Here is a 14107-nt window from a genome sequence, read left to right on the forward strand (position 1 = left end):
GGACCTTGGTACTGCGCGGCGGGCGTGGACGGGGACAGACTGGCCGGTGGGAGGCCGGGTGAGGGCGCCCGGCCGCACGCGGAGGTGCGCCGTGGCGACGTACGTGTGGGACTTCACGCAGGGCGACAAGGACCAGAAGGACCTCCTGGGCGGCAAGGGCGCGAACCTCGCCGAGATGACCCGCCTGGGTCTGCCGGTGCCGCCGGGCTTCACCATCACGACCGAGGCGTGCCGCGCGTTCATGCGCACGGGCGCGGTCCCGCGCGAGCTCGCGGTCGAGGTCACCACGGCGCTGCGCAAGATGGAGGACACCCTCGGGCGGCGGTTCGGCGACCCGGACGACCCGCTGCTCGTGTCGGTGCGGTCGGGGGCCAAGTTCTCGATGCCCGGGATGATGGAGACCGTCCTCGACGTCGGGCTCAACGACACGACCGTGCACGGGCTCGCGCGGTTCAGCGGGGACGAGCGGTTCGCATGGGACTCCTACCGCCGGCTGGTGCAGATGTTCGGCCGGACGGTGCTGGACATCGACGGCGCGCAGTTCTCCGACGCGCTCGACGCGGCCAAGGCGGCGCGCGGCGTGACCTCGGACGTGGACCTCGACGCCGACGCGCTGCGCGAGCTCGTCGGCACGTTCCAGCAGATCGTGCGCACGCAGACGGGCAAGCCGTTCCCGCAGGACCCGCGCGAGCAGCTCGACCTCGCGATCGTCGCCGTGCTCGGCTCGTGGAACACCGAGCGCGCGCGCCTGTACCGCCGCAAGGAGCGCATCCCCGACGACCTCGGCACGGCCGTCAACGTCGTGCCGATGGTGTTCGGCAACCTCGGCCCGACGTCGGGCACGGGCGTGGCGTTCACGCGCGACCCCGCGACCGGGAAGACCGGCAACTACGGCGACTACCTGGCGAACGCGCAGGGCGAGGACGTGGTGGCCGGGATCCGCAACACGCTGTCGCTCGAGGACCTGGCGCAGCGCGACCCCGGTGCGTACGCGGACCTGCGCCGGGCGATGCGCCAGCTCGAGACGCACTACCGCGACCTGTGCGACATCGAGTTCACGATCGAGCGCGGGAAGCTCTGGATGCTGCAGACGCGCGTGGGCAAGCGCACGGCGCCGGCCGCGTTCCGCATCGCGACGCAGCTGGTCGACGAGCACCTCATCACGCTCGACGAGGCGCTCGCGCGGGTCTCCGGGGCGCAGCTGTCGCAGCTGCTGTTCCCGCAGTTCGCGGCGTCCGCCGACCGCACGCTGCTCGCACGCGGGATGGCGGCGTCGCCCGGTGCCGCCGTGGGCGCGGCGGTGTTCGACTCCGCGACCGCGCAGCAGCGCGCCGCTCTCGGGGAGGACGTCGTCCTGGTCCGGCGGGAGACCAACCCCGACGACCTCGGCGGCATGATCGCCGCGGTGGGCGTGCTCACGGCGCGCGGCGGCAAGACGTCGCACGCGGCGGTCGTCGCGCGCGGCATGGGCCGCACGTGCGTGGTGGGAGCCGAGGCCGTCGACATCGATCTCGGCGCGCGCTCGTTCCGCGTCGACGGGCACGTCGTGCGCGAGGGCGACACCGTCGCGATCGACGGCGGCACGGGCGAGGTCTTCCTCGGCCGGGTGCCCGTCGAGCCGTCGCCGGTCAGCCGGTACCTCGAGGAAGGGCTCGACGCCGCGCTCGACCACGCGCCCGACGACGACACGCGCGAGCTCGTGCGGTCCGTCGACCGGCTGCTCACGCACGCCGACACGGTCCGCCGCCTGCACGTGCACGCGAACGCCGACACCGCAGCCGACGCCGCACGTGCCCGCCGGCTGGGTGCGCAGGGCGTCGGGCTGTGCCGCACCGAGCACCAGTTCCTCGGCGAGCGGCGCGTCCTCGTCGAGCGCGTGGTGCTCGCGTCCGACGACGGCGAGCGGCAGTCGGCCCTCGACGCCCTGCTGCCGCTCCAGCGCGAGGACTTCGTCGGGCTCCTGCGCGAGATGGACGGGCTGCCGACGACGATCCGCCTGCTCGACCCGCCGCTCCACGAGTTCCTGCCCGATCTCACCGACCTGTCGGTGCGCGTCGCGCTCGCGCACGAGCGCGGGCAGGACGCGGCCGACGACGAGCGGCTGCTCGCCGCGGTGCGGCGGATGCACGAGGCGAACCCCATGCTCGGCCTGCGCGGCGTCCGGCTCGGGCTCGTCGTGCCCGGCCTGTTCGCGCTGCAGATCCGCGCGGTCTGCGAGGCCGTCGTCGAGCGCCGGGCCGCCGGCGGTGACCCGCGCGCCGAGATCATGGTGCCGCTGGTCGGGTCGGTGCAGGAGCTGCGGCTCGTCAAGGACGAGGCCCGCACGATCATGGCCGCGGTCGGTGCCGAGCGCGGCGTCGACCTCGACCTGCCGGTCGGCGTCATGATCGAGCTCCCGCGCGCCGCGCTCACCGCCGACCGGATCGCGCAGGAGGCCGCGTTCTTCTCGTTCGGCACCAACGACCTCACGCAGACCACCTGGGGGTTCTCGCGCGACGACGTCGAGGGCGCCTTCTTCGCGCAGTACACCGACAACGGCGTCCTCACGGTGTCGCCGTTCGAGACGATCGACGCGCTCGGCGTCGGGCGGCTCGTGCAGATCGCCGTCGAGCAGGGCCGTGCCGCCCGGCCCGACCTGACGCTCGGCGTGTGCGGCGAGCACGGCGGCGACCCGGAGTCGATCCGGTTCTTCCACGACGCGGGCCTCGACTACGTGTCCTGCTCCCCGTTCCGTGTCCCGGTCGCGCGCCTCGAGGCGGGCCGCGCCGCGGTCGCCGAGGCGGGGGTCGACGTGCGCTGACGACCCGTCCGCTCAGCCGGCGACGTAGCCCTGCTCGGCGAAGTACTCCTCCAGCAGGTCGAACGTGAGCGCGACCGCCGCGGCGTGGTCGTCGTCGGTCCACGCGTCGTGCGCGCGGCCGGGCGCCACCTGCCTCCCCACGAGCGCCTCCCAGCTCGTGGACGAACGCCCGCCGATCAGGCGCACGCCCGCCCAGTCGCGGAAGTGCCGGTACGCCTCGTCGTCGCGCCAGAACCGCGACCCCCAGCCGACGCCGGCCGCGACGGTGGGGAAACGCTCGTCGAGGAAGTACATCCGCAGCCGCGTCCGCACGAGGCGCGCGAGCGTCGCGGGGTTCGACGGGTCCCCCGCACCGAGCGGGTCACGCGGGCTGCCAGGACCCGCCGTGCCGGACCAGCCCGCCGTGAGGTCGCGCGCCACGACCGTCACCGTGCCGGCGATGAACGCGAGCTCGTGGCTCACGCCGTCGTCGTGCGGGAGCAGCTCGTCGACGAGGAGGTCGGAGCGGGGAAGCCCACCGTGGTCGCCGTCGACCTCGACGCGGACGACGCCCTCGTAGCGCAGGACGAACTGGGGTGCGGCGCGACCGGCGCCCGCGAGGACCAGCGTCGCCGTCACGCCGGCGTCGGTGTGCCGCATTGCGAGCCGGTCGAACGTCGCGCCGCGCGGGCACCACTGGTGCGAGAAGTCGTAGTGCTCGGGATGGCGGGCGAAGGCGCGTGCACCGGGCGGCAGCGCGTCGCCGTGCTCGGCCAGCCACCGCAGGTACGGACCGGGGTCGGTCCACGTGCCGTCGGCCGTCGTCTCGAGGATCGCGTAGCGCACGCGGCGAGTGTGCCAGCGTTGCCTGCCCCGGAAGCACCGGATTCCGCGCGTGCGGGGCTCGGCGACGCTCCTGGCGGCCGGGGCGTCCCGCGCGCTCCGCGGGGGCTCAGGCCCAGCGGCCGAGGCGCTGCGCGAGGATCGCGAGCGCGACCGGGCCCGCCGTCGACGTGCGCAGGACGTGCGGGCCGAGGCGGACCGCGACCGCGCCGGCGTCGACCAGGCGGGCGAGCTCCTCGTCGCCGATGCCGCCCTCCGGCCCGACGACGACGAGGCACTCGCGCGCGGCCGAGCCCGCGTCGGGCAGCGTGACGTCCGCGATGGGGAGCGTCGCCTCCTCGTGCAGGACGAGCGCCGCTCCCCCGGCGTCGACGGCGGCGCGCACGCGCTGCGCGAGCGCACGCGAGTCGACCGCCGTGCCGACCTCGGGCACGCGCGCCCGGCGCGCCTGCTTGGCGGCCGCCCGCACGGTGCCGAGCCAGCGGGCGCGGCTCTTCGCGGCACGCTCGCCGCGCCACACGACGATCGACCGGTCGGCCTGCCACGGCAGCACGCCGTCGGCGCCGACCTCGGTCGCCGCCTCGATCGCCATCTCGTCGCGGTCGCCCTTCGCGAGCGCCTGCACGAGCACGAGCGCGACGTCGGGCGCGGGCTCGACCACGACGTCGTCGACGCGCAGCAGCACGCCCTCGCCGCCGACGGACTCGACGACGCCGACGAGCCGTACCCCGGCGCCGTCGACCACGTCGACCCGCTCCCCCGGCCCGCGCCGCTGCACGACACCCGCGTGCCGGCCCTCGGACCCGTCGAGCAGGTACGCGCCGCCCGCGGCCACGCCCGCGAGCGTCCCCGGCTCCGCGAGGAAGACGGGTGCGCTCACCTCAGCGGCCCGAGAGCTTGTCGCGCAGCTTCGCGAACACGCCGCTGCTCGCGCTCGCGAGCCGCGACTCCGGGCGCTCCTCGCCGCGGAGCACCGCGAGCCGCCGCAGCAGCTCGACCTGCTCGTCGTCGAGCGCGGTGGGGACCTGCACCTCGACGTGCACGTGCAGGTCGCCGCGGCCCCCCGCGTGCAGGTGGCCGACGCCGAGACCCTTGAGCGTGACGACCTGGGCCGGCTGCGTGCCGGGACGCAGGTCGACCTCGCGCTCGCCGTCCAGCGTGTCGAGCTGGAGCGTCGTGCCCAGCGCGGCCGCGGTCATCGGCACCTGGAGCGTCGCGTGCAGGTCGTCGCCGCGGCGCACGAACGTGTCGTGCTTGCGCTCGTGCACCTCGAGGTAGACGTCGCCCGCGGGGCCGCCGCCCGGGCCGACCTCGCCCTGTCCCGTGAGCTTGATGCGCGTGCCCGTGTCGACGCCCGCGGGCACGTCGACGCCGAGCGTGCGGCGCGACCGCACCCGGCCCTCGCCCGAGCACTCGGGGCACGGCTCGGGGATGACCGTGCCGAACCCGTGGCACGCGGCGCACGGCTGGGTCGTCATCACCTGGCCGAGGAACGACCGCGCGACGCGCTGCACCGAGCCACGGCCGTGGCAGACCTCGCACGTGCGCGGCGACGTACCGGGACGGCAGCACGAGCCGCCGCACGTCGGGCACAGCACGGCCGTGTCGACCGGCACCTCCTTGTGCGCTCCGAACGTCACCTCGGTGAGGTCGAGGTCGAGGCGCACGAGCGCGTCCTGGCCGCGACGCGCGCGAGGGATCGGTCCGCGCTGCGCGCCCGCACCCGCGGCCGCGCCGAAGAACGTCTCGAAGATGTCCTGGAAGCCGAAGCCGCCGCCCATGCCGCCGCCGGGCGACGCCGGGTCGGCACCGAGGTCGTACGCGCGGCGCTTCTCGGGGTTGGACAGCACGTCGTACGCGCGCGAGACGTCCTTGAAGCGCTCCTCGGACGCGGAGTCGCTGCCGGCGACGTCGGGGTGGTGCTCGCGCGCGAGCTTCCGGTACGCCTTCTTGATCTGCTCCGGCGACGCGTCGCGCGGGACGCCGAGGATCTCGTAGTAGTCGGTCACGTGAGGGTGCGCTCGCTTCCTGTGCTCAGGCACGCGGTGGGGACGGGCCGGGGACGCCGCAGCGGGCTCATCCGGCGAGGATGCGGGTCAGGTAGCGGGCGACGGCGCGCACGGCGGTCATCGTCCCGGGGTAGTCCATGCGCAACGGGCCGAGCGAGCCGACGCGAGCGACGACCGCACCGCTCTCGTCGCCGTAGCCCGTCGTGACGAAGCTCGTCTCCAGCAGGCCGTCGTGCTGCGTCTCGCGCCCGATCCGCATGCTGACCGCGGCCTGGTCCTCTGCCATCTCGGACAGCAGGCGCAGCAGGACGACCTGCTCCTCGAGCGCCTCGAGCACCGGGCCGATCGAGTGCGCGAAGTCGACGCCGCCGCCGCGGGCGAGGTTCGCGGTGCCGGCCAGCACGACGCGCTCCTCGCTCTCCTGCGCCAGCGTCTCCTCGACCAGCGCGACGACCTGACGCACCAGCGGCGCGTCCTGCGGCGCGAACGCGTCGTGCAGCTCGCGGAACGCGTCGGGGAGCTCCGACAGACGGCGACCGGTCGCGGCCACGTTGAGCCGCGCGCGCAGCTGCGCCACGACGGCCTCGTCGACGTCGTGGTCCTGCTCGAGCGTGCGCTGCTCGACGCGGCCCGTGTCCGTGATGAGGACGACGAGCAGGTGCCGGGCGCCGACGGTGACGAGCTCGACGTGCCGCAGCGCCGAGCGCCGCAACGACGGGTACTGCACGACCGCGACCTGCCCGGTGAGCTGCGCGATGAGTCGCACCGCGCGGTCGACGACGTCGTCGAGGTCCACCGCGTGGTCGAGGAACTCGCCGATCGCGCGCCGCTCGGCCGCGGACATCGGCTTGACCGTCGTGAGCCGGTCCACGAACAGGCGGTAGCCCTTGTCCGTCGGGACGCGTCCGGCCGACGTGTGCGGCTGCGCGATGTACCCGGCGTCCTCGAGCGCCGCCATGTCGTTGCGGATCGTCGCGGGCGACACGCCCAGCGCGTGCCGCTCGACGAGCGCGCGCGACCCGACCGGCTCACGCGTCGCGACGTAGTCCTCGACGATCGCGCGCAGCACGTCCAGCCGACGGTCCTCGCTCACTCTCGCCTCCCCCGCGTCGGTCCCGGGCCATGCGGCCACGGGTAGCACTCGCCGTGCACGAGTGCCAATCCTACGCCGCGCCCCCGACGTTCCACCGGCGCGTGCACCGGCGCCCTAGAGTGCCGCGCGTGACTCAGGACCGCTACGGCTCGGACGTGCTCGGGGGCTCCGGCTCCTCCCACCACCGCCCGGCCCGCACGTCACGGCCGCAGGCCGCCGACGTCGGCCTCGTGGTCGAGGAGGTGACGACGGGGTGGGTCGGCGCGGTCGTCCGCGTCGAGAAGTCGGGCGGCATGCACGTCGTCGTCCTGGAGGACCGGCGCGGCCGGACGCGCACGTTCCCGCTCGGGCCCGGGTTCTGGGTCGACGGCGAGCCCGTCGCGCTCACCGCCCCCGTCCGCGCGACCGCGCCCGCCGCCCCGACCCGGACCGCCTCCGGGTCGCGCGCGGTGCGCGGCGCGCAGGCCCGCGTCGCGCGCGGCAGCCGCATCTGGGTCGAGGGCAAGCACGACGCCGAGCTCGTCGAGAAGGTGTGGGGCGACGACCTGCGCCTCGAAGGCGTCGTCGTCGAGCTGCTCGACGGTGTCGACCACCTGTCCGACGCGGTGCGCGCGTTCGCGCCCGGCCCCGGACGCCGCCTCGGCGTGCTGGTCGACCACCTGGTGCCCGGGTCCAAGGAGGGCCGGATCGCCGCGGAGGTCACGCGGTCCGCGCCCGCCGGGACCGTGCTCGTCCTCGGGCACCCGTACGTCGACGTGTGGCAGGCGGTCCGCCCGCAGCGCCTCGGCCTCGAGCGCTGGCCCACGATCGAGCGCGGCACCGAGTGGAAGCACGGCATCCTGCGCGAGCTCGGCTGGCCCGCCGCGGACCAGGCCGACGTCGCGCACGCGTGGAAGCGGATCCTCGGGACCGTCCGCACCTACGCCGACCTCGAGCCGAGCCTGCTCGGCCGGGTGGAGGAGCTCATCGACTTCGTCACGGCATGACGGCGCCCCGCCCGGCGCGGTCCCGGGCGAGGCGTCGCACGCTCGTGGCGCGCGGTCACGGCGCGATCAGGGCGCGATCGGCTCGCCGAGCAGGCGCCGGTACAGGTACGACGTCGCGACCAGCACGACCGGGACGGCGACCAGCAGGCCGACGCCGCACAGGATCGCGCCCGCCCAGATGATCGCGCCGCCCACCAGGTAGAACAGGATCGTCGTCGCGAGGTTCGAGGTGACGAGCCGGATGCTCGACCGCAGCGCGTCGACCGGGCTCAGCTGCTTGTCGATGACGAACCACAGCGTGAACAGCACGAGCAGGTTCGCCGCGACGCTCACGAGCCAGCCGATCAGCGGGATCCACGCCACGAGCCCCACCACGAGGTTGACAGCCGCCAGCAGCAACGCCGTCAGGACCACCGGGCCCGAGCTCTCGAAGCGGAAGAAGTCGCCGAGCGCGACCGGGCGGCCGTACGTGAGGTTGAGCGACACCCGCACGAACGCGGCCTGGACGAGGTACGCCACCAGCCACGCGACGGTGTAGACGACGACGAAGCCGAACGAGAAGCCCAGCCCCATCCCGTTCGAGACGCCGTCCCCGTCGGGGTCCGCGAGCGCCGACAGTCCGCCGAACACCAGGGTGACGAGGAAGACGACGACCGCGGCGACGGCCAGCCAGATCAGCGTGGCCGCGACGAAGACGCCGCCGTTCGTCGTGAACTTCTGCCAGCCGTACTGCAGCGACTCGCCGATCGGCGCGGTGGCCGACGGCGCCCCGTAGCCCGCCGGTGCCGGATAGCCCGCCGGCGGCGGGTAGCCCCCCGGCTGAGGCGGGTAGCCGCCCGGCGGAGGCGGGTAGCCGCCCGGCGGAGGCGTCTGGCCGTACCCGGGCGTCCCGGACGGCGGGGGCGGGTAGGAGCCCTGCGCGGCGGGTGGCGGCGGGTAGCCGCCGGGCGCAGGTGCGGGCGGCGGCGGGGAGGCGCCGGGCGTAGGTGCGGGCGGCGGCGGGGAGGCGCCAGGCCCGGGTGCCGGCGGCGGCGGGGACGCATCCCCCGCGGGCGGCGTGGCCTCCGGCTGCGAGGGCGTGGGCTTGTCGAGCGGCACGTCGGGCCGCTGGTCGTCGTCGCGGCGCTCTCCGCCGGGGTTCTCGCTCATGCGTCGCCTCCTGTCGCGGGCCGAGTCGCCCCTTCGGATCGAATCGGCGCGGCGCACGGCATGTCAAGGAACCGGGCGCACCGGACATCTCACCTCCGGGTGAACCCTGGGCGCGCGTGCCCCCGGGTCGGTAGGCTCGCGCTGCCTTCCCCGCCCCTGACGTGGGGAGGCACGCGGCCACCAGGCCCGCCACGTCCCGGCCGGCCCTGCGCCGGTCGGCCCCTGCACGAGGAGCGCGATGTCGTACGAGCAGCAGCCGGCCCACCACCCGTCCGGCGCGGACCAGACCCGCACGTGGGCGACCCTCGCGCACCTGGGCGGGATCCTCGCCTACTTCTTCATCGGGTGGGTCCCGGCGCTCGTCATCTGGCTCGTGCACCGCGAGCGCGGCGGCCAGGCGGCCGAGCAGGCCCGCGTCGCCCTCAACTTCCAGCTCACGCTGCTGGTGGGTCTCGTCGTCGCCAAGATCGTCGAGAACCTGCCCGCCATCGGAGTGATCGGCTGGATCGCGATCATCGGCATCGGCATCATCAGCCTCGTCCTGTCGATCCTCGCAGCCGTAGCCGTCAACAAGGGCGGCTCGTACCGTTACCCCTTCTCGCTGGAGCTCGTGCGATGACCACCCCGCAGCCCGACCCGTGGGCCAAGCAGCCCGACCCGAACGCCACCCCCGGCCAGCCCGCGGGTGACCCCGCCGGCCAGCCCTACGGTGCTCAGCAGCCCTACGGCGCGCAGTACGGCGCCCAGCAGCCCTACGCCGGCGCCCCGCAGGGCTCCCCGGCCGGCTACGCGCAGCCCGCCGCGCCCCTGCGGCCGGACGACGAGAAGACGTGGGCGATCGTCGGCCACCTCCTGCCGCTGGTCGGCGTGGGCTTCATCGCCCCGCTGGTCATCTGGCTCGTGTTCCGCGGCCGTGGCCCGTTCCTCGAGCACCACGCGAAGGAGTCGCTGAACTTCCAGCTCACGCTGCTCATCGCGTACGTGGTCGGCGGCATCCTCAGCGTGATCGGCATCGGCGTGCTGCTCATCCTCGCCGTGTGGGTCGTGCAGCTCGTCTTCGGCATCCTGGCCGCCGTCGCCACGAGCCGCTGGGAGTGGTACCGGTACCCGATGACCATCCGCATGGTCAGCTGACACCGCAGCACCTCACGACGAGGGCGTCACCCGGTCCACGGGTGGCGCCCTCGTCGCGTCGGCGACGGGCGACGACGGCCGTCGCCGCGGCGACGCGTCGCTGGTCAGGCGGCGAGCGTCCGCACCACGGCGTCGGCCAGGAGGCGCCCACGACGCGTCAGGACGATCCGCCCGCCGGGCGTCGACGACCCCGCGGCAGGTCGGGCGAGCGCGGCGCGACCGTCGACGAGGCCGTCGGCGACGAGGCCCGCGACCTCGCGGCGCGCGCCGGCCGGGAGGTCCGCGATCGGCAGGCCCTCGGCCGTGCGGACACCGAGCATGAGGCGCTCGAGAGCCGCCGACTCCCCGTCGACGGTCTCGCGTCCCGCCGCGGGGCTCAGCCCACGGGCCAGCCGGTCGGCGTACGCCCGCGGGTGCTTGACGTTCCACCAGCGCACGCCCCCGACGTGGCTGTGCGCCCCCGGACCGATCCCCCACCAGTCGTCGCCGCGCCAGTACGCGAGGTTGTGCCGGCACGCGTCGGCGGGCGTGCGCGCCCAGTTGCTCACCTCGTACCAGCCGAGCCCTGCGGCGGCGAGCAGGTCGTCCGCGAGCTCGTACTTCGCGGCCTGGTCGTCCGGGTCCGTCGGCGGGAGGTCGCCGCGGCGGACCTGGACGGCCATGCGCGTGCCCTCCTCGACGACGAGCGCGTACGCGGACACGTGGTCGACGCCGGTCGCGAGGGCGGTCTCGACGCTCGTGCGCCAGTCGTCGAGGGACTCGCCGGGCGTGCCGTAGATCAGGTCGAGCGACACCGCGAGGCCGGCGTCCCGGGCCCACCGGACGACGTCGGGGATGCGCCGCGGGTCGTGCGTGCGGTCGAGCGTCGCGAGGACGTGCGGCACCGCGGACTGCATGCCGAACGAGACGCGCGTGAAGCCGGCCGCGGCGAGCGCGGCCAACGACTCGGGCGTCACCGAGTCGGGGTTGGCCTCCGTCGTCACCTCGACGTCCGGGGCGAGCCCCCACGTGTCGCGGACGCCGCCCAGCAGGCGTGCGAGGTCGTCGACCGGGAGCACGGTCGGCGTGCCGCCGCCGACGAACACCGTCGAGACGGGCCGCGGGGGCAGGCCGGCGCCGTCGAGCACGCGCGCGGCGAGGCCGATCTCGGCGAGGGCCGTCGACGCGTACGACGACTGGCTGGCGCCGCCGCCGAGCTCGGTCGCGGTGTAGGTGTTGAAGTCGCAGTACCCGCAGCGCACGGTGCAGAACGGCACGTGCAGGTAGACGCCGAACGCGCGGTCCTCGGCCCCGGCGGCGACCGAGGCCGGGAGGGTCCCGTCGTCGGGGGCGACGTCGCCGTCGGGCAGCGCGGGGGCCATCAGCGGAACGCCTCACGGTCGGCGGACGTGAGGCCGCGCCGGCGGAACGCGGTCGTGCCGTCGTCGCGCAGCTCGCGCGCGGCGGCGACGAGCGCGCCGTAGGCGGCGGACGCGAGCGCCCCGCCGACCGACACCCGACGCGCGCCCGCGGCGGCGATCTGGGCGACCGTCGGGCCGTCGGGCCACGCGAGGACGTTGACGGGCACGTCGACCGCGCGGACGACCGTGCTGATCTGCTCGACGGTCGTGAGACCGGGCGCGTAGACGCAGTCGGCCCCCGCCGCGGCGTACGCGCGCAGCCGCGTCACGCTGTCGTCGAGGTCGTCGACTCCGTAGAGGTGGTTCTCGCAGCGCGCGGTCAGCACCATCGGGTCGCCGTCGCGGTGCGCGGCGCCGGCGGCGGCCGCCACGCGGGCCACGGCGGCGTCGAGCGGCTCGACGGCGCCCGCCACCGGGTCGTAGTCCTCGATCGAGCAGCCCGCGGCGCCCGCGTCGTGCAGCAGCGCGACCGTCTCGGCCACCCCGGCCGGGGCGTCGGCGTAGCCGCGCTCGGCGTCGACCTGCACCGGCACGTCGACGGCCGCGACGAGGCCCCGCACATGAGCGAGCAGCTGGTCGCGCGTGACGTGCTGGTCCTCGGTGCCGAGCGACCACGCGAGGCCGGAGCTGGTCGTCGCGAGCGCCTCGAAACCCTCGTGCACGAGCAGCCGGGCCGACCCGACGTCCCACGGGTTCGGCAGCAGGAACGTCGCCGGGCCGGCGTGCAGCTCGGCGAACCGGCGGCGACGACGGGCGGCGTCGGTCACTTCTTCTTCGCGTCCTTCGCGTCCTTGCCGCCGCCCGCGTCCGACGAGAGCGCGGCGATGAAGGCCTCCTGCGGCACGTCGACCCGGCCGATGGTCTTCATGCGCTTCTTGCCCTCCTTCTGCTTCTCGAGCAGCTTGCGCTTGCGGGTGATGTCACCGCCGTAGCACTTCGCGAGGACGTCCTTGCGGATCGCCCGGATCGTCTCGCGCGCGATGATCCGCGAGCCGATGGCGGCCTGGATCGGCACCTCGAACTGCTGGCGCGGGATGAGGTCCTTGAGCTTGGTCGCCATCATGACGCCGTACGCGTAGGCCTTGTCCTTGTGCACGATCGCGCTGAACGCGTCGACCGTCTCGCCCTGCAGCAGGATGTCGACCTTCACCAGGTCGGCCGTCTGCTCGCCGATGGGCTCGTAGTCGAGGCTCGCGTAGCCGCGCGTGCGCGACTTCAGCTGGTCGAAGAAGTCGAAGACGATCTCCGCCATGGGGAGGATGTAGCGCATCTCGACGCGGTCCTCGGACAGGTAGTCCATGCCCTGCAGGTCACCGCGCTTGCCCTGGCAGAGCTCCATGATCGCGCCGATGAACTCGCTGGGCGCGAGGATGGTCGCCTTGACGATCGGCTCGTGCACCGCGCCGATCTTGCCGCCCGGGAACTCGCTCGGGTTCGTCACGCGGACCGTCGTGCGGTCCTCCAGGTCGACGTCGTAGACGACGTTCGGCGCGGTCGAGATGAGGTCGAGGTCGAACTCGCGCTCGAGGCGCTCCCGCACGATCTCGAGGTGCAGCAGGCCGAGGAAGCCGACGCGGAACCCGAAGCCCAGCGCGACCGACGTCTCCGGCTCGTAGTTGAGCGCGGCGTCGTTGAGCTTGAGCTTGTCGAGCGCGTCGCGCAGGGCCGGATAGTCGGACCCGTCGATCGGGTACAGCCCCGAGAAGACCATGGGCTTGGGGTCGGAGTAGCCGCCGAGCGCCTCACCCGCGGGCTTGCTCGCGTTCGTGACGGTGTCGCCGACCTTGGACTGGCGCACGTCCTTCACGCCCGTGATGAGGTAGCCGACCTCGCCGACGCCCAGACCCTGCGTCGGGACGGGCTCGGGCGAGATGACGCCGATCTCGAGCAGCTCGTGCGTCGCCTTGGTCGACATCATCGCGATGCGCTCGCGCGGGTTCAGGTTGCCGTCGACGACGCGCACGTACGTGACGACGCCGCGGTACGTGTCGTACACCGAGTCGAAGATCATCGCGCGCGCCGGCTTGTCGGCGTCGCCCACGGGCGCGGGCACGAGCTCGACGATGCGGTCCAGGAGCGCCTCGACACCCTCACCCGTCTTGCCGGACACCTTGAGGCAGTCCGCGGGGTCGCCGCCGATGAGGCCCGCGAGCTCCTCCGCGTACTTCTCCGGCTGCGCCGCCGGGAGGTCGATCTTGTTGAGCACCGGGATGATCTGCAGGTCGTTCTCGAGCGCCAGGTAGAGGTTGGCGAGCGTCTGCGCCTCGATGCCCTGGGCCGCGTCGACCAGCAGGACCGCGCCCTCGCACGCCGCGAGCGACCGCGACACCTCGTACGTGAAGTCGACGTGCCCGGGCGTGTCGATCATGTTGAGCGCGTACGCCTGGTCGCCCACGCCCCACGGCATGCGCACGGCCTGCGACTTGATCGTGATGCCGCGCTCGCGCTCGATGTCCATGCGGTCGAGGTACTGCGCCCGCATCGCGCGCGCGTCAACCACGCCCGTGAGCTGCAGCATGCGGTCGGCCAGCGTCGACTTGCCGTGGTCGATGTGCGCGATGATGCAGAAGTTGCGCAGCAGCTCGGGCGCGGTGGCCGCGGGGCGGATGCGCGACGTGGCAGCGGCGCTCGGGATCGGGGACAACGCGGACGGCTCCCGGTTTCGGTGCGGGGGGCGCAGCGTGGCGCCCGACGGACGGTCGGTGACGGCTCCG

At 74.4% G+C, this 14107-nt stretch carries 12 protein-coding genes; 4 read left to right on the forward strand and 8 right to left on the reverse strand.

Annotation, left to right across the window (positions count from 1 at the left end; translation table 11 throughout):
* The first annotated feature begins 91 nt into the window (after positions 1-91).
* The gene (gene ppdK / locus GXP71_RS08675; protein WP_162352339.1) at positions 92-2800 is read left to right on the forward strand and encodes a pyruvate, phosphate dikinase; all 2709 of its coding nucleotides are present in this window, start codon (positions 92-94) and stop codon (positions 2798-2800) included.
* A 12-nt stretch (positions 2801-2812) separates the two neighbouring features.
* On the opposite strand, the gene GXP71_RS08680 is transcribed toward ppdK, so the two are convergent.
* From GXP71_RS08680 to hrcA, 4 genes are all read right to left on the reverse strand, one after another.
* Positions 2813-3625: a hypothetical protein gene (locus GXP71_RS08680; protein ID WP_162352340.1), complete on the reverse strand. Its 813-nt coding sequence runs from the start codon at positions 3623-3625 to the stop codon at positions 2813-2815.
* A gap of 106 nt (positions 3626-3731) precedes the next feature.
* Positions 3732-4502: a 16S rRNA (uracil(1498)-N(3))-methyltransferase gene (locus tag GXP71_RS08685; protein ID WP_162352341.1), complete on the reverse strand. Its 771-nt coding sequence runs from the start codon at positions 4500-4502 to the stop codon at positions 3732-3734.
* A 1-nt stretch (position 4503) separates the two neighbouring features.
* A complete protein-coding gene (dnaJ, locus tag GXP71_RS08690; RefSeq protein WP_124341785.1) occupies positions 4504-5631 on the reverse strand; it encodes a molecular chaperone DnaJ in 1128 nt (375 codons plus the stop codon).
* Positions 5632-5698: 67 nt separating this feature from the next.
* The gene (gene hrcA, locus GXP71_RS08695) at positions 5699-6724 is read right to left on the reverse strand and encodes a heat-inducible transcriptional repressor HrcA (RefSeq protein WP_124341784.1); all 1026 of its coding nucleotides are present in this window, start codon (positions 6722-6724) and stop codon (positions 5699-5701) included.
* A gap of 128 nt (positions 6725-6852) precedes the next feature.
* Between hrcA and GXP71_RS08700 the strand changes: the two genes are divergently transcribed.
* Positions 6853-7710, forward strand: coding sequence for a DUF3097 domain-containing protein (locus GXP71_RS08700; protein ID WP_162352342.1), 858 nt, complete (start codon positions 6853-6855; stop codon positions 7708-7710).
* Between the two features lie 66 nt (positions 7711-7776).
* Here GXP71_RS08700 and GXP71_RS08705 read toward each other — a convergent pair whose 3' ends face one another.
* Positions 7777-8859 carry a hypothetical protein gene (locus GXP71_RS08705; RefSeq protein WP_162350968.1) on the reverse strand — a complete coding sequence of 361 codons (1083 nt, stop codon included), beginning with the start codon at positions 8857-8859 and terminating at the stop codon, positions 7777-7779.
* Between the two features lie 238 nt (positions 8860-9097).
* On the opposite strand from GXP71_RS08705, the gene GXP71_RS08710 reads away from it, so the two are divergent.
* Positions 9098-9478: a DUF4870 domain-containing protein gene (locus tag GXP71_RS08710; protein WP_162352343.1), complete on the forward strand. Its 381-nt coding sequence runs from the start codon at positions 9098-9100 to the stop codon at positions 9476-9478.
* Complete coding sequence (locus GXP71_RS08715) at positions 9475-9993, forward strand: DUF4870 domain-containing protein (RefSeq protein WP_162352344.1); 519 nt, start codon at positions 9475-9477, stop codon at positions 9991-9993. The genes GXP71_RS08710 and GXP71_RS08715 overlap by 4 nt, the downstream gene beginning before the upstream one ends.
* Positions 9994-10097: 104 nt before the next feature.
* Here the strand turns inward: GXP71_RS08715 and hemW are convergent, their stop codons facing one another.
* Genes hemW through lepA form a run of 3 tightly spaced genes read right to left on the reverse strand, consistent with a single transcriptional unit; the run spans position 10098 to position 14037 of the window.
* The gene (hemW, locus tag GXP71_RS08720) at positions 10098-11354 is read right to left on the reverse strand and encodes a radical SAM family heme chaperone HemW (RefSeq protein ID WP_162352345.1); all 1257 of its coding nucleotides are present in this window, start codon (positions 11352-11354) and stop codon (positions 10098-10100) included.
* Positions 11354-12160 (reverse strand): isocitrate lyase/phosphoenolpyruvate mutase family protein, encoded by an 807-nt coding sequence (locus GXP71_RS08725; RefSeq protein WP_162352346.1) that lies wholly within the window; start codon positions 12158-12160, stop codon positions 11354-11356. The genes hemW and GXP71_RS08725 overlap by 1 nt, the downstream gene beginning before the upstream one ends.
* On the reverse strand, positions 12157-14037 hold the full coding sequence (lepA, locus tag GXP71_RS08730) for a translation elongation factor 4 (RefSeq protein ID WP_281357107.1): 1881 nt from the start codon (positions 14035-14037) through the stop codon (positions 12157-12159). Before lepA ends, GXP71_RS08725 begins: the two co-directional genes overlap by 4 nt.
* Between the last annotated feature and the right edge of the window lie 70 nt (positions 14038-14107).

Origin of the sequence: Cellulomonas sp. H30R-01 (assembly GCF_010119915.1) — a bacterium.
Classification (GTDB): Bacteria; Actinomycetota; Actinomycetes; order Actinomycetales; family Cellulomonadaceae; genus Cellulomonas; species Cellulomonas algicola.